22 protein-coding genes and 1 pseudogene are annotated in these 25,259 nt (G+C 39.2%); 8 read left to right on the plus strand and 15 right to left on the minus strand.

The features are described from left to right. Positions 1 to 19 precede the first annotated feature (19 nt). From H6G79_RS07740 to H6G79_RS07760, 5 genes are all read right to left on the minus strand, one after another. Positions 20 to 793, minus strand: a complete 774-nt coding sequence (locus H6G79_RS07740; protein ID WP_190588213.1) for an FHA domain-containing protein — start codon at positions 791 to 793, stop codon at positions 20 to 22. A gap of 253 nt (positions 794 to 1,046) precedes the next feature. Further along, positions 1,047 to 1,163: a hypothetical protein gene (locus tag H6G79_RS36620; RefSeq protein ID WP_313933894.1), complete on the minus strand. Its 117-nt coding sequence runs from the start codon at positions 1,161 to 1,163 to the stop codon at positions 1,047 to 1,049. An 8-nt stretch (positions 1,164 to 1,171) separates the two neighbouring features. After that, on the minus strand, positions 1,172 to 1,849 hold the full coding sequence (locus tag H6G79_RS07750; RefSeq protein WP_190588212.1) for a glutathione S-transferase family protein: 678 nt from the start codon (positions 1,847 to 1,849) through the stop codon (positions 1,172 to 1,174). A 119-nt stretch (positions 1,850 to 1,968) separates the two neighbouring features. Further along, positions 1,969 to 2,358 carry a tautomerase family protein gene (locus H6G79_RS07755; RefSeq protein WP_190588211.1) on the minus strand — a complete coding sequence of 130 codons (390 nt, stop codon included), beginning with the start codon at positions 2,356 to 2,358 and terminating at the stop codon, positions 1,969 to 1,971. Then, positions 2,345 to 2,950: a TetR/AcrR family transcriptional regulator gene (locus H6G79_RS07760; protein ID WP_190588210.1), complete on the minus strand. Its 606-nt coding sequence runs from the start codon at positions 2,948 to 2,950 to the stop codon at positions 2,345 to 2,347. The genes H6G79_RS07755 and H6G79_RS07760 overlap by 14 nt, the downstream gene beginning before the upstream one ends. A 107-nt stretch (positions 2,951 to 3,057) precedes the next feature. Between H6G79_RS07760 and H6G79_RS07765 the strand changes: the two genes are divergently transcribed. Continuing rightward, entirely contained in the window at positions 3,058 to 3,927 is an 870-nt protein-coding gene (locus tag H6G79_RS07765; protein ID WP_190588209.1) for an oxygenase MpaB family protein, read from the plus strand. A gap of 87 nt (positions 3,928 to 4,014) precedes the next feature. Then, the gene (locus H6G79_RS07770; protein WP_190588208.1) at positions 4,015 to 4,749 is read left to right on the plus strand and encodes a DUF1995 family protein; all 735 of its coding nucleotides are present in this window, start codon (positions 4,015 to 4,017) and stop codon (positions 4,747 to 4,749) included. Positions 4,750 to 4,928: 179 nt separating this feature from the next. Here H6G79_RS07770 and H6G79_RS07775 read toward each other — a convergent pair whose 3' ends face one another. Then, positions 4,929 to 5,621: a DevA family ABC transporter ATP-binding protein gene (locus H6G79_RS07775; protein ID WP_190588207.1), complete on the minus strand. Its 693-nt coding sequence runs from the start codon at positions 5,619 to 5,621 to the stop codon at positions 4,929 to 4,931. A gap of 134 nt (positions 5,622 to 5,755) precedes the next feature. Between H6G79_RS07775 and H6G79_RS07780 the strand changes: the two genes are divergently transcribed. Further along, a complete protein-coding gene (locus H6G79_RS07780) occupies positions 5,756 to 6,343 on the plus strand; it encodes a Uma2 family endonuclease (RefSeq protein WP_190588328.1) in 588 nt (195 codons plus the stop codon). A 58-nt stretch (positions 6,344 to 6,401) separates the two neighbouring features. Here the strand turns inward: H6G79_RS07780 and H6G79_RS07785 are convergent, their stop codons facing one another. The 4 genes from H6G79_RS07785 to H6G79_RS07800 form a co-directional block, all read right to left on the minus strand. Then, complete coding sequence (locus tag H6G79_RS07785; RefSeq protein WP_190588206.1) at positions 6,402 to 6,749, minus strand: DUF5615 family PIN-like protein; 348 nt, start codon at positions 6,747 to 6,749, stop codon at positions 6,402 to 6,404. Continuing rightward, positions 6,746 to 7,066: a DUF433 domain-containing protein gene (locus H6G79_RS07790; protein WP_190588205.1), complete on the minus strand. Its 321-nt coding sequence runs from the start codon at positions 7,064 to 7,066 to the stop codon at positions 6,746 to 6,748. Before H6G79_RS07790 ends, H6G79_RS07785 begins: the two co-directional genes overlap by 4 nt. 403 nt (positions 7,067 to 7,469) lie before the next feature. Further along, on the minus strand, positions 7,470 to 8,645 hold the full coding sequence (gene devC, locus H6G79_RS07795) for an ABC transporter permease DevC (protein ID WP_396019788.1): 1,176 nt from the start codon (positions 8,643 to 8,645) through the stop codon (positions 7,470 to 7,472). 59 nt (positions 8,646 to 8,704) lie between these two features. Next, the gene (locus H6G79_RS07800; RefSeq protein WP_190588204.1) at positions 8,705 to 9,901 is read right to left on the minus strand and encodes an HlyD family efflux transporter periplasmic adaptor subunit; all 1,197 of its coding nucleotides are present in this window, start codon (positions 9,899 to 9,901) and stop codon (positions 8,705 to 8,707) included. 599 nt (positions 9,902 to 10,500) lie between these two features. Here H6G79_RS07800 and H6G79_RS07805 point away from each other — a divergent pair. Continuing rightward, a complete protein-coding gene (locus tag H6G79_RS07805) occupies positions 10,501 to 11,118 on the plus strand; it encodes a TetR/AcrR family transcriptional regulator (RefSeq protein ID WP_190588203.1) in 618 nt (205 codons plus the stop codon). On the opposite strand, the gene H6G79_RS07810 is transcribed toward H6G79_RS07805, so the two are convergent. After that, positions 11,102 to 12,706, minus strand: coding sequence for a glycosyltransferase family 39 protein (locus H6G79_RS07810; RefSeq protein ID WP_190588202.1), 1,605 nt, complete (start codon positions 12,704 to 12,706; stop codon positions 11,102 to 11,104). The genes H6G79_RS07805 and H6G79_RS07810 overlap by 17 nt on opposite strands. 651 nt (positions 12,707 to 13,357) lie before the next feature. On the opposite strand from H6G79_RS07810, the gene H6G79_RS07815 reads away from it, so the two are divergent. Beyond that, entirely contained in the window at positions 13,358 to 15,676 is a 2,319-nt protein-coding gene (locus H6G79_RS07815; protein WP_190588201.1) for a cation:proton antiporter, read from the plus strand. Between the two features lie 171 nt (positions 15,677 to 15,847). Here the strand turns inward: H6G79_RS07815 and H6G79_RS07820 are convergent, their stop codons facing one another. Beyond that, complete coding sequence (locus tag H6G79_RS07820) at positions 15,848 to 16,066, minus strand: Hfq-related RNA-binding protein (protein ID WP_190588200.1); 219 nt, start codon at positions 16,064 to 16,066, stop codon at positions 15,848 to 15,850. Positions 16,067 to 16,217: 151 nt separating this feature from the next. Here H6G79_RS07820 and dapF point away from each other — a divergent pair, with 151 nt between their 5' ends. Further along, positions 16,218 to 17,057 (plus strand): diaminopimelate epimerase, encoded by an 840-nt coding sequence (gene dapF, locus H6G79_RS07825; protein ID WP_190588199.1) that lies wholly within the window; start codon positions 16,218 to 16,220, stop codon positions 17,055 to 17,057. A 218-nt stretch (positions 17,058 to 17,275) separates the two neighbouring features. Here the strand turns inward: dapF and H6G79_RS07830 are convergent, their stop codons facing one another. Beyond that, the gene (locus tag H6G79_RS07830; RefSeq protein WP_190588198.1) at positions 17,276 to 19,435 is read right to left on the minus strand and encodes a Tex family protein; all 2,160 of its coding nucleotides are present in this window, start codon (positions 19,433 to 19,435) and stop codon (positions 17,276 to 17,278) included. A gap of 246 nt (positions 19,436 to 19,681) precedes the next feature. Between H6G79_RS07830 and H6G79_RS07835 the strand changes: the two genes are divergently transcribed. Next, positions 19,682 to 19,918, plus strand: coding sequence for a hypothetical protein (locus tag H6G79_RS07835; protein ID WP_190588197.1), 237 nt, complete (start codon positions 19,682 to 19,684; stop codon positions 19,916 to 19,918). A gap of 758 nt (positions 19,919 to 20,676) precedes the next feature. Here H6G79_RS07835 and H6G79_RS07840 read toward each other — a convergent pair. Together H6G79_RS07840 and H6G79_RS07845 are read right to left on the minus strand one after the other, a co-directional pair. Continuing rightward, positions 20,677 to 21,480 (minus strand): PEP-CTERM sorting domain-containing protein, encoded by an 804-nt coding sequence (locus H6G79_RS07840; protein WP_190588196.1) that lies wholly within the window; start codon positions 21,478 to 21,480, stop codon positions 20,677 to 20,679. Between the two features lie 280 nt (positions 21,481 to 21,760). After that, positions 21,761 to 23,197, minus strand: a complete 1,437-nt coding sequence (locus tag H6G79_RS07845; protein ID WP_191049345.1) for a polysaccharide biosynthesis tyrosine autokinase — start codon at positions 23,195 to 23,197, stop codon at positions 21,761 to 21,763. A 1,146-nt stretch (positions 23,198 to 24,343) separates the two neighbouring features. Here H6G79_RS07845 and H6G79_RS07850 point away from each other — a divergent pair. After that, positions 24,344 to 25,159, plus strand: a pseudogene (locus H6G79_RS07850) (glycosyltransferase family 4 protein); the annotation flags it as partial. Positions 25,160 to 25,259 lie beyond the last annotated feature (100 nt).

Genomic DNA, 25,259 nt, shown 5'->3' on the forward strand with positions numbered 1-25,259 from the left:
CATCAGCGTAACCTTTTTTCTATTTATTAATTATTTGTGGGAGCGATCGCCAATCATAACCCAATATTTTACCTGTTGTGAAAAGTAGATAACCAATAAAGAATAAGGCTGAGGTGGCAATTAACAATAGCAAGTTAACTGAGGCAAAAATCCGACCAGTAAATATAATTATGAGGATTCCGATAGCAATCAAAATCCAGCCCAGATGACGATTGATCCGTTGTTGACACAATACAAAAATCCCAGCAAAACAAAGCGCAATGCTAGGTAAACCAAAAAATATGCCGATTCTCACATTGGCAGTTAACAGTACAATGCTGGCAACTATTAAACTTAAACCTATCAGCTTAGTTGTTTTATCTACCACTATTGGTTGCTTCTGCTGAACTGGTGGGGGTACAACTTGCGTGCTATGAACTACTGTTGCTAAAGCTGGGGAATTTTGCCAAATGAAAGTGATGGCATCACCTTGACCAAAGTTAATGCGATCGCCTACTTTTAACTGATATCTAGTTCCCGCGTCTAGCTTGACATCGTTAAGAAATGTGCCGTTAGAACTACCTAAGTCTTCAATCAAGTAGTTGCCATTCTCGACGATAATTTGAGCATGAGCGCGAGAAACAACTTCTGCATTTGGCAAACTGGAAAAATCAATATCTGGGGGATTTTGGTCATTTGACTTACCAAGCCGGATGACCGTTAAATTTGGTGGTATGTCAAAAGCGGTGTTGGTTTGAACATGGAATAGCTGTAAACTTAGCCCTGTAGTGCTGAATTGATTGAGATTTTGCATGGCTTACGGTTGTATCGCTAATCCTATGTTAAATAGTTTAGGCGATCGCTGACACCTTTGCGTATTTACCCAGAGGCTTGATTGATTTTATCTCTACTACTAGCAGTCTTAGTTGATAGGTGAATAAGTAGTTGGACAAAATTAAATTCATTCGTGGCGATAGGGAACAGGTAACAGAAAAAATGTGTGTAATTAATTTTGTCTGGATACTCAACAAAGACAAGGTAGACAAGGGAGAGATGCTATTTGTGGTTTAAGCATTTTTGTGTAACTTTACCGAAATCTTAATCAAAAATTCTGTCCCTTTACCTGGTTCGGAAACACATTCCAAGCTACCACCATGTTTTTCGACGATAATTTGGTAGCTAATCGATAATCCTAAACCTGTGCTTTATTTCCCCGATTTAACTCCCGCCTACGCAACTTTACTAAAATTCGGACTCGCCGCTTGAACTGTTCAAAATCATCTGCACTCAATTTTGTTTTCTGCCAGACTGGACGTTGCATAAGTCGCTCAGTCCATTCATTTATCTTGGGATAATTACTCAAGTTAATGCCTAAACTTGGTAAGGAAGACACAGCTATACCAGCAACTATATCTGCTAAAGTTAACTGTTCACTGCCAAAGTAGAAAGAATTACCCAATAATTCCGTCAAGAATAGCAGCACTTTATCTATATGTTGTGTGGCTTTAAGAAATTGTGGTGAGGCTGTATTTTCATAAATTAATGAGACTATTTGTGGAAATAATTCATTAGCAGTCACATACTGTACCATCCGCACTTTTGCTAAAGCTTGATTTTCTTTGGGTAGTAGTGAAGGTGTAGGATATTTTGCTTCTAAATAGTCCATAATTGCCAGAGATTCGACTATTTGTAAGTCATCATCAACTAGGACTGGAATATGATGAAAAGGATTAACTTTTAAAAATTCTGCTTGTAATTGATCACCATCTAAATTCATCAAGATTGGCTCAAAAGCAATTTCTTTTTCTAGTAAAGTGAGCCATACACGCCGCGCATTCGGGGAAATGGGATTGTAGTAAAACTTCAACATCAGGTAATATTCCTCAAAATAAAAGACCGAACGGTTTGTGATTAGGCAAAAAAATGAATAATTATCCAAGAAAGATAATTATAGAAAGTGGTATTTTGATTTACGACTTAGGCATAAATTTAAACTTCTACCTTGTAATTCAAATTTAATTCATCTCCGGTTGTTCCTCTAATGCCCCAGTTAGATTTTGCAGTTTCAAAAATGGTAATTTCAATATCATTCAGAGAAATATCAAAGGTTTTATGAATATTTTCCATAAGTTGGTGAAGTAGCTGTTTTTTGGTTTCGATTGAGCGCCCTTCAAACATGATAATTTCGATGACTAGATAATTATCTGACCTGTCTTGAGGATAGTAAAAGTTTTCTGCTTCTAAGGGGAAAAATCGCTGAAATTTCTTTTCAGGGGTAACTTTGATAATTTCTATTAGTGCGGTATGAATAATGTGGGATAAATCTGATTTAATTGGATTTAGTTTATCGGCTAAACCATATACTTTAACTTGTACCATAGCTTTTAAGATTAGTGTTTATATACTGTTTTAAATGAGTAACTGCTCTTTGGATATGAATTACATCGTTGTATAATTTGCTCATCATGATTGCACCTTCTAAGGTAGCAATAATAATAGTTGCGACTTCCTCAGCATTTACTTCAGTGCGAATTTCACCTCGATTAATTCCCTTGGTAATAATTTGAGAAATTAAGTTAAGCCAAGAGTTCATTGCTTGTCGCGCCCGATCGCGCAATGCTGGATGAGCATCATCACTTTCAATTGCTGTATTTAACAGTGGGCAACCGCCTTTAATTGGCGGATGCTCAACAAAGCTGCTAAATACTTCCATAATCGCTTCTAGACGTTCACTTGCATGGTGTTTACTCCGAATTGCGGCTTTTGTACGCTGACTGACAAGCGCGATCGCAAAATCAAAGGCTTGGAGTGCTAGTTCATCTTTACTAGAAAAGTGATTGTAAATTCCTCCTTTCTGCAATCCGGTAACACGCATAATATCTGAAATTGACGAACCCGCATATCCCTGTTGGTTAAACAGTTCCGCCGCTTGTTGGAGAATGCGAGTTTTGGTTTCTTCACCTTTGGACATAAAAGCATTACCGACCGATTGGTCTGATTAAAAAATAACATAATAAAAAGTGATAAATCAATCCTGACAGAAATGATTAAGAATAAATACAGTCATGGTGATGAATTATGCTTCCCAACCGTTACCAAAACCTTAATCGGATTCAGCAACTTGACCCAGTAACCGACCATAGCCAGATATATTATCTGATGTCGGGTTATGAATTTTCGTGGGAGATGCAGCGATCGCTCGAAATAGCCTTAATGCGAACTTACTGTGTTCCCAGCATGTCTAAATTACTCGATAAGACCAAAGAATTTCATCAGCGTCCGCAAAAACGCTATGACGACACATCGATTTTGTTGGTAGAAATTGTTAAATGGGGTTATGAAAGCGATCGCGGTCAACAAGCATTGCAACGGATGAACGCCATCCACGGACGCTTTAAAATTGACAACGCCGATTTCTTATATGTGCTTTCGACCTTTATTTATGATCCTATCCACTGGAATGCTAATTTTGGTTGGCGGTTGATGTGCGAGCAAGAAAAATTAGCGTCCTTTTACTTTTGGCGAGAAGTCGGTAAGAGGATGCACATTGAAAATATTCCCGAAACCTACGCAGAATTTGAACGCTATAAACTCAATTACGAAAAGGAAAATTTTCGCTATTCTGACACAAACCGCCGTATTGGAGAATCAACACTTGCTTTATTTTTAAGTTGGTTTCCTTGGTGGATGCGAAAACCTTTGAAACCAATCGTCTATGCCTTACTTGATGAGACAATGCTTGATGCCTTTGGTTTTGAACATCCTTCACCATTGCTGCGTTCTTTTATGGTCAAAATCCTCAAATTCCGCGCCAGATTAATGCACTGGCTTCCACCTCGGACTCAGACTAATTTTTATATTGATTCTCCTATCCGCAGTTACCCGAATGGTTATGAAATAGCTAATGTGGGGCCAGAGGAGAAGCCAGAAAAGTTACAGATGAAGTAAGGTTTGTGGTTGAGTAAGCGATCGCTGGGCGGTAAAACTGCAAAAATTAGGCATTGGTGATTCAATTACTCAAACCTGATATAAACTATGAGTCAACTTCCCGATACACTTGAAGATGCGATCGCTCAAGCCCGTGAGGCGACAAAAGCCGCTTTAGCAGACGGTTACAATCGTGTCCAAATTGATTTGCTGTTCCCAGAACTCAAACAAATGCCCATAGCAGAACAATTTATACCGCTATTTGCTGAATATGAATCGCGGTTGAAAGTGTTCTTTGCTGATGCTGGTGGTGCAGCCTTAGCCCGCCGTGATTGGGTAGATGCACCATTCCAAATTCTGGATATTGGTACAGGTAGGGCTGTTTCGATTCAATCTAAAATTCAGCCAGAAGACGAAATTTTCTTATTTGTTTCCCCCACTTCTGTGGAAATACCCCAATTAGAAAAAGTTTGTGAAATTATTGGCGATCGCCCATTGGTCATGTTAAATCCACGCCTCGAAGATTCTGGAACTGTGGGTATTGGTTATGCAGCCAGACAAATTCGCCAACGGTTTTTGAATACCATTGAATCTTGTTATTACCTGCGCCCAGTGGATGAAACCACGGCTGTATTTCGCTGCTATCCTGGACAGTGGGAAGTTTTGGTACAAAAAGGCGAAAATTGGGAAATAATTGCCGAACTACCCAACAAACCATCAGGCGATGATATAGATTATCTTCTCCTACAAGGGCGATCGCAGGGTTCAAGTGACGCTACACCTGTGAAAAAGCCCAGCATGTTTAAGAGTTTGCAACGGTTTATCAAGGCATTGAGTAGTTAGTCAAGCTGGGGTAGCAAAGGAATATATCTTTGCTACCTCTGTGTAGTGTCATAAAAAAAAAGGTAGGAAGTCCTACCTTAATACCCAAAAAAAAGCATTTTGTAACCAAATACAGCATTCAATATCACACATAGATGTGACGACCATATTGCAACCACACGACGATGTTGTGAATCATCTTACCGCTTGACGGCTTGGACTAGTTTGCCATCTTCCATCTGCACAATGCGATCGGCTATGTCTAAAATGCGATGATCATGTGTCACCATGAGGATTGTACAACCTTGTTCCTTGGCGAGTTTTTGCATCAGATTGACAACATCTCGACCTGATTGACTATCAAGGGCGGCTGTTGGTTCATCGGCTAAAACAATTTTGGGATAACTCACCAAAGCGCGGGCGATCGCAACTCGTTGTTTTTGTCCACCTGATAATTTGTCGGGATAGTAATGTAAATGATTTCCCAAGCCAACTTGCTCTAACATCTGAATTGAGCGAGTTTGGATTTCTTGGTAACTAATATGAGTGTGTAATTCTAAACCAACTTTGACATTCTGCACTGCTGTTAAACTACCATGCAGGTTGTGTGCCTGAAAAATATAACCATTATGGCGGCGAGTTTTAACTAATTGTTCTGCTGTTGCACCACAAAGTTCTTGTCCTAAAACCTGCAAACTGCCAAATTGTGGAGAGCGCAACCCACCAACTAAAGTCAATAAGGTAGTTTTACCAGAACCAGAAGGGCCTGTCAAAATAATAATTTCACCAGCGTTAATTTCTAAGTTGATTTTAAACAAGACTTGCTTACGCAATGGCCCATAACCAAAGTAGTGATTGAGGTTTTCAATAGCAATAATGGGTTTGTTTGTCATAACTAATTTGTGGGGTTTAGCTCCCCGACTTCTTCAAGAAGTCGATGAGCTTAGTGATCACGAATGATTTAAGATTGCTATACACAAACGATACTAAAATTGAAAAATATATTGCTGCTCTTTGTACAGATAATATGAACACTAACACCGTCAGTTTACCTACTCCCCTGGAATTAAATATTGACTTAACTGACGAGCAGTTTTTTCAACTTTGTCAAAATAATCGTGACTTGAGATTTGAACGTACAGCTACAGGGGAATTAATTATTATGCCACCGACAGGAAGCGAAACTGGTTACTACAATGCCGACATAACTTATCAGTTAAGAGCTTGGAGTCGTCAGAATCAGCTAGGAAAATCCTTTGACTCTTCTGCTGGGTTCAAACTTCCTAATAGTGCAGAACGTTCCCCGGATGCGTCTTGGGTGAAGATGGAACGATGGAACGCTTTGACTCAAGCTGAAAAAGAAAGATTTGCACCTTTGTGTCCCGATTTTGTCGTGGAATTAATGTCTCCCAGTGATTCTCTAGAAAAGACACGCGCCAAAATGAGAGAATATATGGAGAATAGCGCGAAATTGGGATGCTTAATTAATCGCCAACAGCAGCAGGTAGAAATTTATCGTCCCAATCAAGAAGTTGAAATTTTACAAAGTCCAAAAACTTTATCGGGAGAAGATGTTTTACCAGGATTTGTTTTGGATTTGACGGAAATCTGGTGATGATTTTTGTCTCTTTGAGAATAGGCTATAAATATCCAACAGGATTTAGCGATCGCACTTACAAAGGTAAGTATTGAATGCAATTTTTCAATTCTTCAGGATCAGCAGCTTTAGCAATAATTTCTAAATCACGTACACAATCACCAACAGAAACTCTTAGTTTATGAGCATAAATTACACCCGCAAAGTCTATAGCTTCACCTTGACGACGGTTGGCTTCAGCTAAAAAATCTTCATCTTGGGAAAACAAAACTCGCTCAAGTTCTGTTGCGCGATCTAGTATGAGAGGATCTGGAAAACCAGTACGCTGATCTTCTTGTACTGTTAATACATCTACACCCCGCATTCGCAATCCAATTGTAATCCCCCGATGGACGTTCTCATCTATATAAAGAGCGAGGCTCACTTAATTAATCCTTCCGCGCGGAGTCTTTTAGCTAACGGGGATTCTCCAGCTTCTAAACGCAATCTTTCTGCATACTCAAAGCGTCGCTGCATATCAGCATCAATCTCTGCTTTGTGTTCCCAATAATAAGCTAAAGCTGAATGAATCTGACTCATGTTCAAATGTGGATACTGAAAATGTAATTCTTCTGGACTCCAACCATAGGCATGAATAGAAGTAACTAATTCCACAACTTTCATAGAAGTTCCAGTGATGAATGGCACATTATTTTCATCAATCAGAATATATTTATATTCAGTAGCCGTTGTTTGGTTCATAATTTATCAAATGCTCAAATTATTACATAGATTTAACATAGCCTACTCAATCTTTATAGTGTTTTCTAGTCTACTGAGGTACGAAGTTATCTGTTTCCATCTGCGTTCATCCGCGTCCATCTGCGGTTAATTATTCTTGTTATAGCAATCCTGTCTGAGTCGTGAGAAATTTCCTTTTTAACAAACCGCAAAGGACGCAAAGGACACAAAGAAGGAGAAGACAGAGGATTACACAAGTGATTTAGGATTGCTATAGTACCTCACCAGAATGAGAACCGCTATATTCATAAACAAGTATAAAGTTTAAAAATTGAGTAAGGGAACGCAAATTAAGTGAATATTCTCCATCATTTGGGCTTGAAAATCACTAGATAACTAATATTATCATGCAATTGCTTGGCTTTTAAAACATATCCGCAGGGTCAGCAGATTGGAGTTTACGAGTAGCGATCGCCCCTGAAATTGCACACATAATAAAAGTGAGAATTATTACTTGTAATCCCCGCATTAAAGTCATATACATTGGCAGATTTGTAGCAGCGCGAGTTAGTTGATAAAGTCCTAAAGACACGACAACTCCCGGAAGAAAACCAAGTAATGCTAAAATTAATGCCTCTTCAAAAATGACACCAAGTAAATAGTAATTGCGGTAGCCAATGGCTTTAAATGTGGCATATTCTCTGATATGAGCATTCACATCAGCAGAAAGAACTTGGTAAACAATAATTACCCCCACTACAAACCCCATTGATACACCCAGACTAAAAATAAACCCAATGGGTGAGTTGGTTCGCCAAAAGTTATTTTCAAACTCAATAAATTCGGCATGAGTTAACACTTTGACATCATCTCTCAAGTGTGATTTCAAAGCCATTGCTACTTGTTTTGGTTCATAGCCAGGTTTGACTTTAATTAAACCCAAACTAATACTACTGGACTGGCGGCGAGGAAATATCCGCAAAAAGTTTTGGTCGCTAGTCATCAAGCTACCATCTGCCCCAAAAGACGCACCAACTTGGAACAATCCACTAATTCTAATTGTGCGTCGTTCCATTTCTGTAGTGAGAATTTTACCTTGATCAATTTGGGCGATCGCTTTTTGATAATCACCTCTTGCACCACGGTCAAATAGTACGTTATCAGGTAAGGCGATGGTTTGTAATTGTTGGTTGACATCGGGTAAATCAAACACTGGCTTATTAGGATTAAACCCAATGACTAACACCCCCGTCTCACGGCGCGTTTGGGGATTCTTCCAAATACTGTTACTAAAATACATTGGTTCGGCTGACTCAACTCCTGGTACATCCATCGCTTGATACAAGCGTCGCCGCGAAAACGAAGACATGCTTTGCAAGTTACGGGCTTGAGGACTCAGTAATACAATATCGGCTTTTAAACTGCGATGCAGTCTTGTATTACTGTCATACAATGCCCTCTCAAAGCCAAGCTGCATAAACATCAGCACATCCGCAAAGGCAATACCTGATAATGCTACTAACAGCCGACTTTTTTCATGACTCAGTTGCAGCCATCCCAAAGGTGTGCGTCGCTGTATATGTTTGATTATTCCCATCATAAATTAAGTGCTGAGTGCTGAGTAATAAGAGTTAAGTAATAAATTACCCTCCTGCCTCCTCAAATTTGAATCACCACTTTGACTTGCATATTGCTGAGAGTGGCTGCTTTTTGAGTAGATGTTTTATCGAGTCGGATATGTACTTCTACGATTCGGTTATCAATGTTACTCAGAGGATCAGTATTCACGAGATTTTGTCGCCGTACTTGTAAGCCTTTGCGTTCTACGGTTCCTTGTAATTCAATGGGTAGAAAATCACCGACGATTTTGACTTTTTGTCCTGGGCTGACTTTACCGATATCACTTTCGTAAACTTCGGCGACAACATACATTTGGCTAGTTCGTCCAATGTCCGCAATGCCATCGTTACTAATTAATTCCCCTGGCTGGGCGTGAATTTCAATTACTTGACCATCTTGGAGCGATCGCACGTAAGCTTGTTCTAAATTTACCTTAGCCCGATTCATCGCTGCTATGGTGCGGTTGACTTCGGCTTGGGCGGCTTCTACATCGACTTGCGGAACTTCGGTAATTTGGTCTAATGTAGCTGCGGCTTCTTGAAGTTGCTGTTCACTCGCTGCTTGAATGCGTTTTAACTGAGCTTGGGCTTCCTGGAGGCTTTTTTGGGCTGTTTCTAAACTTAAACTTTTGCTATCGCGTTGGGAAACGGAAATTGCACCTTCTTTAAACAGAATTTGATAACGGTTGTTTTCAATAACAGCGTTGGCGACTTCGGCTTGTAAGCGGGAAACAGTGGCGACTTGAGCAGCAATATCACCTTGACGTTCGGCTTGGAGGCGGGCAATTTTCGCGGTTTGGGCGGCAATTTCTCCACGTTTTGCGCCTGTTTTGGTACGATTTAGGTTTGCTTGGGCGACTTTTACTTGTTCTTGTGCTTCTTTATATGCTGCTTCTAAGCGATCGCGATTATCTAAAATGGCAATTATTTGCCCTGCTTTTACCTTATCCCCTTCATTAATTAATAATTGTTCGACTCGACTAACTTCTGTTGAGGTCGAGGCTGAGAGTTTTATCAGTTTTCCTTTTGGTTCAATTCGCCCTAAAGCCGTAACTGTTTTGATTTCTGGTAACAGCACAGATGAACTTTGCGCTTTTTGATTAGCAACTTCCCGAAATTTCAACACAGTAAAAAAACTGCTGCCAATTACGGTTAAAGATACAATAGTCGCTATCAAAAAAGGTGGACGGAAAATTAACTGACGAGATATCGGTCTGCCTAGCTTTGAGTTCTGCACGATAGCATACCTTTGAAACCATTCCAATTGGTTGATTCAAATTCCGGTGGCAAAATAGAGTTTTGGTAAATGTCATAACCCAGTTTTGATGATTGGATATTGAAAAGAATATAGAGGTGTAAAATCACACCTACACCCTCATACCCTTACACCCTTATCTATGTAAAACCTGATGTAGATGCTCAACGGTTATTCAAGAACAATGAAGCGGGAAATATAAAACTAAACCGTATAGTTATATAATTAGGATTATACTAAACCGAGTAGTTTAGTCAAGCGATCGCGAAAAAGTATTTACTATTTAAGAGCATTGCTAAACTTACTTCCGAATCAGGTGTTACAGCTACAGGACTTAAGCAGTGAGAGGAAAAATCAAGGGTATGAGGGAGGGTGTAAGGGTGAAGGGGTGTATGTTAGGACTTACGCAAAAAAACGAAAAAATAAGGTTTTAGTAAAGGGTGCAGGGGTATGAGAGTGTAAGGGTGAAAGTATTCAAAACCCTTACACCCCCACACCCAATCCCCACAGACAATTTTGGTGCGTCAGTCCTGGGCTACAGAAAATCTTGAGAACGATTACAAAATCAGGAATATTGCAACATGGCACGCCCAAAAGCGGGAGAAATAGACCGTTCCAATTCCACAGAAAAAGTCGAAAAGATCCTCCAAGGGGCAATGCAGGAGTTTCTCGCCCACGGCTACGCGGCTACGAGTATGGATAAGGTAGCAGAAGCCGCCAACGTTTCTAAAGCCACGGTATACAGTCATTTTCAAGATAAGGAAGGGTTATTTCGGGCATTAATCGAAAAATTGGCAAGAAAGCGGTTTCATTCAATTTTAGGAACTCAACCCCTCCAGGGGGAACCTTATATTGTGCTGCGGCGGTTAGCCAAAACTGCTTTAGACCAAATGGTGAATGACCAAGAATATCAAGCATTTGAGAGGCTGTTAATGGGAGAGTCGGCGCGTTTCCCAGAATTGGCCCAGGTATTTATTGCGAGTATTGCCAAACCCGCCATTGAGACTATCAGTAAATATTTAGCTTCATGTTCGGAATTAAACATCCCTGACCCAGAAGCCACAGCCAGGATACTCATTGGTTCACTGGTGCATTTTGTGATGACTCAAGAGATTATGCACGGTAAGAATATTATGCCAATGGAGAGCGATCGCTTGATTGATGCCTTAACCCACCTCATTGTTAATTGCGCTGATTAACCGCTTGGATTTTCCATAAACCAAAAACTTGCTTTTTTCCTATATAAATAGGTTCTAGATTATAGTTAACACTCAAATATAGGCGTAAATTTCTTGATGGGTAGAACAAAAATAGATTGTCTTTTACTTGAGAAATGACCAAATTTTGAGGCTGAGTAGTTAGCTGAAAATTCACATCGGCATTGACTATATGAGTTAATCCTAAAATAGAGGGGAATTTAGCATCACTTACTAATAAAGGCTGAGAAGTTTGATTGATCACCTCAGCAACTTGATTTAATCTTAAATTATTTGCCGTACCTTTATTCCACCAAATATCAGCCGAAGAAATAATTACACCAGATATCACCCCACAGGAAATGATAAAAATCGTAATTAATCTCCAGATATTTTGCCATTTTATGCTTTGAATGGCGACTAACTTACTGGCTAAAAGATGGGCAACTGTTAATTGTATTCCTAAAAATGTTGGTATGAGATATCTCACAACTACTGAACGCCTCCCGCCAAAGATAACATCGGGAATTATTAAGCTTATGGCTGTTGTTAAAGTTAAAGTAAATATGAATAACCAAGTAGTTTTAGGCGTTGAACAATAGAGATAGTAAAGTCCATAACCAATCAAAACTATCAAGGCTAACGTAAATGGTATCAACCAAATTATTGTTTTAAATGGTGTATTTTCATTAATAATTACCCAATCAAGAAAAATTCGCGTGATATTTAGCAACCATCTCCCAATGAAGGCGGGTAAACTCGTCGCTTCTGTTATCCAATCTAACCTTTGAATTCTGCCAGAGATTTTACCTTGATAAATAACTATCAGCCAAGGAATAAAAGCGACAATAGCGGCTGTGACAGATAATAAATAAGCAATTAATGACGGAGTTTTTTTGAACCCATTAATACCTAATATATAAATACCATGACCAAGCACCACAAAAATTGAGAATAAAAATGTGTAAAAACTCAAAATTAGGGAAATTGTATAAATAACCCAACTAAGCAATGTTTTTTTTCTTAAAGCTAAGAGAATTGTGTAGTTAGCAATAATAATAGTTAACGTCCATAAACTATATTCTCTAGCTTCCTGAGCATATAATAAATGAAACGGCGATATGGCTATCAGTGAAACAGTTATCCATCTTGTTAAAGATGATGTAAATATTTCTCGGCATAAATAATATACGCTGACTAAAGAAAGCACACTAATAAGGGCAGATAAACTCCTAATTACAGCGACCGAATTACCAAACCAAGCTGACCAAAACCACGCCAAAATATAATACAGTGGTGGATGTTGAGAATCTTCTATAGCCAGCCGCGTAATTGCACTACTGACACCTTGGGCTGGATTTATTTGTTGATATTGTTTTAACATGCCAACATTAACAATTTCACCATGATAAAATTTGTCAACAATTTCTGTACTGGGATGACCAGAAAGCCATAATGAGGTATAAACTTCATCATTCCAATAAACTTTGCCATCAAGGTTAATAAACCGGAAATAAATTCCTAAAAACAAGATAGAAATAACAAGAACTTTTAGCCAGATATATTCTTGTTTGTAATGTAGAAGTTTCATGGTTAGAAAGATGAGAGAGTATTTACCAGGACTTACGCACCAAAATTGTTTGTGGGGATTGGGTGTATGGGTGAAAGGGTATGGGGTGTAAGGGTTTTGAATACTTACACCCTTACACCCTCATACCCCTGCACCCTGTTCTAAAACCTTATTTTTTCGTTTTTTTGCGTAAGTCCTATTTACAAAGTCAGGTTTTAGCTGAATGCACTGCCATAAAACCTAAATTTTACTCATCCGGTCGTCAGTACACTACCGGAGAAATACTCTCTCTGGTTGGATTTCTTCAGCTAACTATTGAAATTAAATTAGAAATAGTGATTTTTTATACATTTTTCTAGATAATTCAGTGCATAGCAAGTGGTTCTGCTGGTGGAGATGCTGCAATTAACTGTATCTCTAATATTTAATTATGAGCCGTTACCAGCCATAAATGATGTAGGTTGATTCTTGAGGGCTGATACAAGAAAACGAAAAATTGAGTCTTCAAGGTATTCCAAACCCTTACACCCATCCCAAGCAACAATCTTCGTGTGTAAGTCCTGGAAGAAGAAAGCACAAATTTTGTGACCTCTATGCCAACAATTTAACCCCCAGATAGATAAAAATTTGTATGCTGAAGTTAACAGGTCTTAATAGTTCTTTTTAAAGATTGTGCAAGAAGATTTTAGATTAATCGTCGATTTAGTATTAGTTTTGGGAGTCGCAGCCTGTGGGGGGTTGTTGGCATCCCTTTTGAGACAACCAGTACTATTGGGGTATCTCATCGGCGGAATGGTTGTCGGGCCTGCGGGGCTAGGACTGATTAAAGAGATTATTCAAGTAGAAACTTTGGCGCAATTCGGGGTAGCCTTTCTCTTATTTGCCTTGGGCGTGGAGTTTTCTTTTGCGGAATTAAAAAAAGTAAAAGCGATCGCTCTTGGTGGAGGTGGACTACAAATCGCCTTGACAATCTTAGTCACAGTGGTGGTGTGTGGCTTAACGGGTGCTTGGGGCAGTTTACCCGCTAAAGGTGTATTCCTGGGGTCAATTCTTTCTTTATCTTCTACCGCCGTTGTCCTCAAGTGCTTGATGGAGCGCAACGAAACAGAAACGCCCCACGGACAGGTAATGCTGGGGATTTTGGTAGTACAGGACTTAGCTTTAGGGCTAATGCTGGCTGTTCTACCTGCCCTGCACGCACCAGCAGAAGTGATTGGTGTAGCTGTACTCACAGCCTTGGTACGGATTGGCTTATTTGCGGCTGGGGCAGTTGTGGCTGGTATTTGGCTGATACCGCCATTGTTGCGAATGTTAGCCCGTACGGAAAGCCGGGAATTATTTTTACTCGGTGTAGTGGCTTTATGTTTAGGTATTGCCCTACTTACAGAATATTTGGGCTTATCAATTGAAATGGGGGCGTTTGTCGCCGGCTTGATGATTTCTGAGGTGGAATACGCCGACCAAACCTTAACTTATGTAGAACCGCTACGAGATATTTTTGCTAGTTTGTTCTTCGCCGCCATTGGGATGCTGATTGACCCGGTGTTTTTGTGGAACAATCTGGAATTAATTTTAGGGTTAGTGGCGTTGGTGTTTGTGGGCAAGTTTTTGATTATTACGCCCTTAGTGAAACTCTTCCGCTACCCGTTGAAAACAGCTTTAATTGCTGGGTTTGGACTGGCACAAATTGGGGAATTTTCCTTTGTGTTGGCTAGTGAAGGTCAAGCATTAGGGTTGGTATCTCGACGTATATATTTACTCATTTTAGGAACTACAGCCGTTACCCTGATATTGACTCCTTTTGTGCTGCGGCTATTACCATTTTTGTTTAACTTTGCCGAATCGATGCCTTGGCTGAAACCTTATTTAGCAGGAGAAGGTGAAGCCAGAGATGTATCGGAAGAATTACCTGTAAAAGACCATATAGTTGTTTGTGGCTATGGGCGGGTAGGTAAAAATTTGGTGAAGTTATTGCAACAGCATGACTTACCTGTGGTAGTCATTGACCAATCCGAAAGCCGGATTCAGCAGTTACGAGATGCGGGTGTGGCTTATGTTTATGGTAACTGTGTGAGTTTTCACGTTTTAGAAACCGCAGGCGTAAACCATGCGAAAGGAATGGCGATCGCACTTCCTGACCCTATGAGTACTCGTCTGTGTTTAAAACGCGCTTTAGAATTACATCCAGAATTAAATTTGGTTGTTCGCGCCACCCAAGACAAAAATATTGAGGTGCTTTATCAATTAGGGGCGCGGGAAGTTGTTCAACCAGAATTTGAAGCAAGCTTAGAAATGGCAACTTATTTATTAAACGATCTAGGCTTCTCACAATTTATCGTCCAGCGAGAAATGCAGCAAATCCGCAACGATCATTACTTGGATCTGCGCCCAGAACGTTCTGCTTCTGAGGTTTCCCGCGATTTAGACCAAGCCACCCGCGACTTAAATCGGCGCTGGTATCCCTTACCTGCAACTTCACCTCTCATTGGCATGAGTTTAGAAGAAGCGGATATGCGTTACTTAACAGGGGTCAGCTTGATGGCGATTCGCCGCGCTAATGGCACAGAAATCGACTATCCCAACAATCTCACAAAATTAGAGGAAGGCGATCGCTTATTAGTGGTTGGCGAATCAGAAGAACTAGCAGCCTTAGAAGAATTTGCCCAAGGTAAAATAGCTGTTCCCGGAGAAAATAGTGCTTGTCAATGGATAGCAGTCGAGGCTGATTCTCTCGTTGAGAATAAAACCCTGGCTGACTTAAAAAATCACGAAAAACCATTACAAATCCAAGCACTGCGACGAGATGGTAAGTTTATTCGCCGCCCTGATGAAAAAACAGAACTGAAAGTTGGCGACCAAGTATTATTATGTGGTAGCTTACCCAGTCTGAATCAACTACAATATTTATTCACCACAGCCAACAAAATGCCTTTGTCTATCCCCATAGCCAAAGCGAGTGAAGCACAAATCATCAAAGAGTTTCTGTCGTGAAAGTGCTGAGTTTTGAGTGCTGAGTAAAAATACTAGCCTCTAACCTCTAGCCTCTAGTACAGTCCGGCGGAAATAAATAGACCATAAGGAATTGCTAAAAGGCTTGTGTTATCACTATTATTTCTTTTCCCTTTTGCCTTTTTCCTTTTGCCTTTTTGTACTAGCCCCTAATTAACCCTTGGGTTGAAGATAGACGATCGCTTGTTTCCAAATAGTTGTTTGCTGGCTGTTTTCATTGGCAATACAAACACAACCGTGGTCTTGCCATAAAATCTTACCTGTCAACAGGTCGCCTGTGACTAGTTTGAACTCAACTACTGCGGCTTGTTTAATCAGGTTCTGCACTTGGCGAATGCTTGGCAGTGACGTATCAAAATCAGTTGTCGCCATGTTTGGTGATGGTTTATGCACAATCGAAAATTTTCTCAGTAAGGAGTTGCAAATTATGAACTATCAGTTATGAAGGACAAAATTTCATATTTCATACCTCATACTTTATACTTCATACTTTCCTAATCATTGATAATTCATCATTGGCAAAATGGCAATTGAATTTACTAAGTATCACGGTCTAGGCAACGACTTCATTTTAATTGACAATCGCGGGGCAGCCACGCCAGTTCTCACACCAGAGAAAGCCGTTGAGTGGTGCGATCGCCACTTTGGTATCGGTGCAGATGGTGTAATTTTCGCCTTACCAGGAAAAAACGGTACTGATTACACCATGCGGATTTTTAATTCTGATGGTTCAGAGCCAGAAATGTGTGGTAATGGGATTCGCTGTTTAGCGGCATTTCTCGCCGATTTAGAAGGTATATCCCGCACTCAAGATAAATATCGCATTCATACCTTGGCGGGGACAATTACACCCCAACTAACACCGGATGGTCAAATCAAGGTGGATATGGGTTTACCACATTTACTAGCTGGCGAAATTCCGACTACCTTGGGTGTGGCTGATGCCAAAGTGATTAATCAACCCCTAGAAGTCGCTGGACAAACTTGGGAAGTAACCTGTGTGAGTATGGGGAATCCCCACTGCATCACTTTTGTGGAAGATGTCGCCGCCATTCCCTTAGAAACCATCGGCCCAAAGTTTGAACATCACCCAGTGTTTCCCCAAAGAACCAACACCGAATTTATTCAAGTGGTAAGTCGTGACTACCTAAAAATGCGGGTATGGGAAAGAGGCGCAGGAATTACATTGGCTTGTGGTACAGGTGCTTGTGCTTCTTTAGTGGCTGGTGTGTTAACTGGAAAATGCGATCGCGCCGCGACTGTAGAATTACCAGGAGGTTGCTTAGAAATTGAATGGTCAGAAATTGACGAACGAATTTATATGACTGGCCCCGCCGAACGAGTGTTTAAGGGTACTGCTTGAAGCAGCCAGAGGAGGCTGGGTGTAGGGCGGCGCTGGAAAGTCAAAAGTCAAAAGTTAAAAGTCAAAAATTCTCTGACTTTTGATTTTTGACTTTTTTTTGCCCTGACACCCTTCCCAAAACTCTTGATTTTTCGTCTCACTGCGTAAGTCCTGAATTAATTGGAAAGGATCTTTCCTTCTGCGTCCTGCCTCCTGCCTCCTTCAATACTCAGCACTCCTCATTGCTTGACTGCTTTCATTGACAAACTAATCCGTTTTAATTTCTCGTTCACTTCCAAGACTCTCACTTTGACAACTTGTCCCACCTTGACGATTTGTTTGGGATCTTCCACAAATCTATCGGCAAGTTGGGAAATATGTACTAAACCATCTTGATGTACGCCAATATCGACAAATGCACCAAAATTGGCAACATTTGTGACTATTCCTTCTAATTCCATCCCTATTTGTAAATCTCTAATTTCTTTGATGCCTTCTTTAAAGGTGGCATATTTAAATTCGGCGCGGGGGTCTCGTCCTGGTTTTTCGAGTTCGCTGAGGATATCTCGCAATGTCGGTTCACCAATGGTATCGGTGACATATTTTTTCAGATCGAGTTTTTTGAGTTTTTCCGCAATTTGACTGACTTGATTTAATTTAACGTTGAGGTCAGATGCGATCGCTTCTACAACTGAGTAACTTTCAGGATGCACAGCCGTATTATCTAAAGGATGATCACCATTGCGAATCCGCAAAAATCCGGCGGCTTGTTCAAAAGCTTTCGGCCCTAATTTCGGGACTTTCAAAAGTTGGCGGCGATTTTTAAAGGCACCATTTTGATTGCGATAGGTAACAATGTTGTTGGCAACTGCGGCTGTAATCCCAGACACAAACGTTAAAAGTTCTTTAGAAGCTGTATTTAAATCTACACCCACAAAGTTGACGCAGCTTTCTACTGTTTCATCTAGTTTTTTTCTCAACAGTTTCTGATCAACATCGTGCTGATATTGTCCCACACCAATAGATTTGGGATCTATTTTGACTAATTCTGCCAAAGGATCTTGCAAACGGCGACCAATACTAATTGCACCCCGCACTGTTACATCTAAATCAGGAAATTCTTCTAACGCTACTTTGCTGGCAGAATATATTGATGCACCAGATTCATTCACCATTACTTTAATTGGTTGATGGTCGAGAGTTTGTAATACTTGGATGACAAACTCATCAGTTTCCCGCGAAGCTGTCCCGTTACCAATCGCAATTAGCTCAATTTGATATTTTTCAAGCAAATTTTTAATCGTTTGTGCTGCTTTTGTGCGTTGTTCTGCTGCTTGGTGGGGGAAAACTGCCTGATACTCTAAAAATTTGCCTGTTTCATCTAAAACAGCTACTTTACATCCAGTTCTAAATCCCGGATCTATCGCTAAAGTCGGTTTCATCCCCGCAGGTGCAGACAGCAATAACTCCCGCAAATTAGCCTCAAATGTTTTGATCGATTCTATGTCTGCATAATCTTTTTTGGTAGAAATTACTTCTGCCGTCAGAGAGGTTTTCATCAGCCGGTTAAACGCATCTTTCAGCATCGTCTGATAAAAATCTCGAATATCTCTGACTTTGGTGCGAATTACTTGAGATTCGAGATAACCAAGCACATAATCTTCATCAAAATTAATATCAAAGCTTAATATTCCCTCCGCTTCACCCCGACACAATGCCAACATATTGTGGGGAGCAATATTTTTGACTTTGATTTGATAATTGCGGTACATCTCAAATTTAGTTGTACCTTCAGGATGATCATCTTTAATCCGAGAAACAAAAACTCCAGCTTCTAGGAAATAGTCACGCAAATAAGCCCGCAGTTCAGCTGTTTCAGCTACTGCTTCAGCAAGGATGTCGGCTGCACCTTTTAGCGCCTCATCTGCGGTTTTTACACCTTTCTCTTCAGAAATATACTTGCTTGCTTCTGCTGCTAAAGATGCAGCTACACCATTTTTAATATTGAGAGATTGAATAAACTCAGCTAAAGGTTCTAATCCTTTTTCTTTGGCAATGGTGGCACGGGTGCGGCGCTTTGGTCGATATGGTAAGTATAAATCCTCAAGTTCGGTTTTTTGTTGACAAGAGATAATTTGTGCTTTTAACTCATCAGTGAGTTTACCTTGTTCGGCGATCGCATTTAAAATTACAGATTTTCTTGCCTCTAATTCTGTTAAGTAATTGTACTTATCAAACAAATCGCGCAATTGCACTTCATTCATTTCACCAGTGCGCTCTTTGCGGTACCGTGCAATAAACGGAATCGTTGCACCCTCCGCCAAAAGTTCCAGCGCGTTCTGCACCTGATAAGGTTTAAGCTCTAGTTCAGCTGCTAAGAGTTGAGGAATGTTCAGCATTGGGTATCTAAGGGAAAAACGTTACTTCTAAAGGTAATATCCTAGATAGATATTATAGTGACAGCACTGAGTGTTAAACTTATTTACTAGACAATTACGGAATCTTGATTTGCTGACTGTTTCTTTATTTAGAGTATTGTGAAGAAAACATCTTTAGATGTAAGATTGACAGCAATCATTATGAATAAAACTTTAAATTAAAATTTCTTAATCCTTGGCATCTTAAATTTTAGGAGAAGAATTGCAATGCCTTTGATTTTTTTAATCCCTTTATTCACTGGTTTAGCAACTGGTTACTTATCAAAAAAATGTAGCGATGAACTAGCTTACTTAACTGGCGTGTTTACTATTATCAGCCTAGTAGTCAGTCTAGTCTTAGCACCTTGGCAAATCCAGCTATTACTGTTGGTAGTTGTATTTGTCAGCACTAATAAACTTTTACGAGATAACGATAAAAATTATACGCAGGTCAGTAAGAAATAAGTAGAAATCGTTAAGTAATCGGAAGATGCGATCGCTACTAGGTTCATTGATGTTTGCATAGATGTTTTATGTATACATCAAGAGTATAGTCTGCGATCGCTTTCCATAACAGCAACATTCAACGTTCTCAAAATTTTAATTAATATTGGAAGGAATAGCTGTCATCCAAATTCTCTAAAATCTAGAACCTTATACCCCAATAAGGTTCAGTTAAGAGAATAGTAGGTTGGGTGTAGCGATAGCGAAACCCAACAAAGTATGAGTGAATGTTGGGTTCCGTTCCTCCACCCAACCTACACAAATCTAAGTTGTTGCCTTAACTGAACTGTATTGCCTTATACCCTATCTGACTTTATTGGGATTTACGCAAAAAAATTCTCACACTCTCATTCCTCTGTGAACTTTGCGTCTCTGTGGTGTGATTTTCCGTAGCCTGGGCGTAAGTCCTGTTTGTTAATTATAAATAATGAAGAGAATATTGGTCGTTTAACAGGGTATATTAATTCGCCTACAAGCAAATTTCAGAAAATATTTCTAATAAATTCAGGTTTTGAATATTAATAATCAATATTTGACTGCTTAAATTTTTTATTTAAAATTTACAAATAAAATAGAAAACACACCAAACTTTTATTTGAGAAGTTTAGGTCAAATTTGACTTTTCCTCATTATTGTAAGATGTCTATTAGGTAAATGACACATTCTTGAGAAAATCTAGCCTTGCTTAATTAGCGTAATCAAAGTTATTTGAACTGCGATTAAACTGTTACTTTTGCTTTTTTGTTGCCATATCTACGTTTTAACGCACCCAGTCCTACAGTACCTACACCAAGACCAAGCATAGTGATTGGTTCGGGAACAGGCTGTGGGTTGGGGTTATAATTGGCATTGTAAAATGTGTCACTTCCCCCACCGGGAAAACTAATAACATGAATAGCTAACTGCAACTTACGATTTATGAGGGCATCAATCACATTATTATAGTTTGCAGTAAATTGAAATCCCAACGTTTCTCCACTTTGAACTGCGGCCGCGTTACCTGCATTTTGTTGCCCTCCAGTTACTCTTGTTCCACCAAAAGTTTCACCATCCCATCCTGGAATATTATTACTTTGTGGTGAATTGGGAAGACTTGTGTTGAAATTGACATAACCGCCAGCGTTACTTACATTAGGCGTAACACTAGACAAAAGACCACTTATACTAGGATCAACACTGAAAGCAACATCTCTAATAGCAGTACTTTGTGAAGCAGGACTATTGTTGGAAAAACTAAAAAGAACTGTGCTTGCAGTGTTTTGAGTCACATTTACTGAAAAGTTACCTACATAAATGTCATTAACTTGCTGTGCAGAATCTGCTGGAAAGACATTCTGAAAATTGACAGTAATAGCAGCAGCCGGTCTAGCAGCAGTTGTAACAACTGCTATGCTTGTTCCTACTAGCAAAGTAGAAAGAAGTGAAGTATGCTTCATTAAGTTTATTGGAATCCGAAAAGACAATGCCTTAAAAATATACTGTCCAATTTTCAGTAAATCAATAGGTATAGTATTTAACTTCATCAAAAATTTATCAAAATAAAATATTCAGTTATTTTAAAATTTAATTGGTTTTCATAAATCACAAACTATCCATTTCCCTCAACACTAGTGCATATTGTGAGGAATCAAGCTGATACAGAACAAGCTCTATAAGAACATAAGGCTGTTAGTAGCAGTATGTTTAGTTAACTTGCTATCAAAGCAAAATATCTTAGAACATCTGTGCATGAAATCTATATAAGGGTGTATTAGCTTGATTGATACAACAAGCTACTAATATCATGATTTTACAAACACTTTTTTAACTGTTACTAACCACACCCAGTATATTCAACGGTAAAATCCTTAAATAATCTAAAGCTTGCTCTATCACGGAAGCATCCGTTTTACCTACCCTCACCACCATCAAAACCCCATCCGTATAAGGTGAAAGTACACTAACATCAGACAGCCCAAAAAAGTGAGGCGCATCATAAATAACTAAATCATAATCATCCTGAAAATCTGCCATTAATTGCTTCATTTTTTCAGAAGCCAGTAATTTAATTGGATCATCAGGTGCGGGGCCAGCCGTGATCAAAGATAATTGCTCCATAGAAGGTAATTTATGAATGACTTCACTGACTGGTAAATTTGTGGATAGTAAACTACTTAATCCCCATAAATTCTTTAAATTTGCTAGGTTGTGAACCATCGGTTGGCGAAGGTTGGCATCTACTAATAGTACTCGTAGCCCCATTGCTGTAGCTGTTTGAGCTAGATAAAAAGCAACGATGGATTTTCCATCACCAGGCGTAACTGAACTAACAACCAAAGAACGTACTTGAGAATCAGGTTTAATTTGTTGAATATTTGTATATAGGAATCTTAACGCATCTAAAAATTCAGTTGAATAACTGCTATATTCCTGAGCAATTGAAATATCTGTATCTTGACTACCTTCTAGTAAAGAATTAAATATCTTAATCGGAAAAAACTTTGATTTGGAAGTTCGAGATTGAAGGGCTTTAACTTCATTATCAAAAGGCACATTTCCCAATAAGGGAAAATTGATTTTCTTTTTCAGCTTGATCACACTATGGTAAGAGTTATCTATTTTTTCTAGTAATAAAGCAACTCCAATACCTGCTGCTAGACTTATAAAAAAGCCTATAATTAAATTTCTGACTCGACTAGAAGCAGTTACAAGTGATGGCTGAAGAGGCGGTTGGATTAACTGCCATCCTAATTCTGTTTGAGATATTTGAATTTCCAAATTCTCGCGGGTTGATAGAAAACGATTCAAACTCTCATTCGCAAACTGTAATTTGCGTTGTATCTCCGTATATCTCCTTGCTAAAATTGGCACTTGCTTACGTTGTTGTGCTACCTGTGTTTCGAGTTTGGCAATTTCGTTGCTTTGTAAATCCAAAGATTGAAGCTGAGTTTTTAACTCGGCTTCTCTTACGCTTAAAAAGCGTTGTCCTTCTTGTTGCAATACTGGTATCAAACTATCTCTTTTTTCTTTCAGAGTTTGCAGTTTTGGGTTAGCATCTTGCAAAATGGTTGACTCTGTAGCAATTTGGGAGTTTAACTCCGTTACCTGATCTAAAAGTTTTTGATATAAAGAAGCAGTATTGAGTACTGTTGTTTTTCCATTGTCTGACTGGAGATGACTTAATTGATTACGGACTTGTGTCAACTGTAGATTAATATTCTGCCGCGCCTCAGCTAGAGAATTAGCTTGTTTATCCAGCAAATCTCCTTGATTATCTGGATCGGTACTGAAGGGATAAGCTTTACATCAATTGCCTCCCCATCACTGGTACGATGACGAAGCAAATTAAGTACTACCACAATTTCAATAATAAATAAGTTCATATAGGAATACGGTTTGATTCCTGAATCTAGTTGTATGGTGCGCGTTCGCAAAGCGTCTCGCAGAGAAGCGAAGCGCAAGCACGATACGTAGGGAGTAGGGAATGGGGAGTAGGGAGTAGGAAAGAAGCCTGCTCTGGGTGTACTGATTTTTTTCCCAAATCAAATATGAGTCCTAAAGTCTGGTTTGAATCGCTAACACTCAACTAGTCACCCCAATGTTAATTATACTACTAAGGGGTTTAGGCTGCATAATCAACCTCCCTACAGAATCAACTATTTACCTGCTACTTAAGCTGGTTTGGTAGCTATTTTTGGATTCTGTAATATTTACTTCATATAAAGTTTAATACAAAGCTAAAACAGCCTTTTATGAAGAAACATCTGAAAAATCTTCTGAGAAAATGAACTTTCTATGAAGGATACCAGTTACCTTTAAAACATGGTATCTTATATTTCGTGATCACACTTACGTAAACTAAAGATATTTGGATTTCAATTAGGAGGAAAACCAATACTTAAGAGAAATTTATTAAGTAGTAAAAGTAAGTAATTACAAGAAAAAGCAAAAAATCATAAAAGAGGGTGACATCCATTTAATTATTGTAAGCTTGCATACTTTTTAAGAAGTAGTAGTATATTGAAAAATAGTGGTGATTTTTATGTAGCTTAAAACAGCTAACAAATGAAATAGTAGTCACTTTCACATAGTAGAATGCTTGACTGGCGATCAACATAAATCCTTTATCTGGCAAATAGTGACGGTTATTCTTGCTTTTTATTGCTTCTATGTGTTCCCAATTTCGAGAAAAGTATTGAACTCAGAACTATAGCTAGATAGCCTAAATAAACTAAAAAATATTAGGTGAATCACAGAGGATACTAGTTGCAAATCAAAGATCCTCTATGAACCTGGAAAAAAATCATCAGTCAATATAAGCAATATTTTCAGGTATAGGATTAATGACTTAGGCAGTTCGGGAGTGTCGTAAACAAAATTTTAAAATTATCCCGTAGGACACAGCCGATGAAATTAAATGAATGGATTAATAACAAATTTGTACCCTCTATTTCTATTCCCATAGAATCCGAAAACGAAGCACCTGTAAAAAGCCAGAAATCTATCAAATTATCTGTAATCACTCAGTTTTTTCCCCCTGATTATGCTGCTACAGGACAGTTGATTGAAGAACTCATAAAACAGCTAGGGCAGCAAGGTGTAAATGTTGAGGTATTTACAAGTCAACCTGGTTATGCGTTTCAATCTCAGGCGGCTCCCGCCGTTGAATGGGTAGACCGGATTAGAATTCAACGCTCACGTACTGCTCAACTTTGGTCTGGTAGGATTCGTGGTAAAGCCGTTAATGGTGTTCTATATACTTTACGTGCATTACTATATCTGTTCCGGGCTTGGCGGCGCAACAACATATTATTAGTTACTACAGCCCCACCATTTTTACCAATTATTGGATATTTAGCTTATTTATTATTTCGACTACCTTATGTCTGCATACTTTATGATCTATACCCAGATATTGCGATCGCTCTAGGTGTAGTTTCTCCAAATAGTTGGTTAGTGCGTTTGTGGAATGAAATTAACAAACAAGTTTGGTTAAAATCTCAGGGGATTGTGGTACTTAGCCCCGCGATGAAGCAAAAAATATTAGCCCATTGTCCAGAAGTGGCTGATAAAATTGCAGTAATACACAGTTGGGCTAACCCGGAAGCAATTGTCCCAATTCCTAAGAAGGAAAACTGGTTTGCCCACGAATACAATCTAGTTAACAAATTCACTGTGCTTTATTCTGGCAATATGGGTCGCTGCCATGATATAGAACCCATTTGGGATCTATGAAGTAGCTAACCGTTTGAGCATAAGTCTGACAAAACAGAGATGAATTTTAGTCGTCGCATTCTCCAAAGTTCTTTCAAAATTTTTGACC

Source organism: Anabaena sp. FACHB-83 (assembly GCF_014697485.1).
In the GTDB taxonomy this organism is placed as follows: Bacteria; Cyanobacteriota; Cyanobacteriia; order Cyanobacteriales; family Nostocaceae; genus Nostoc_B.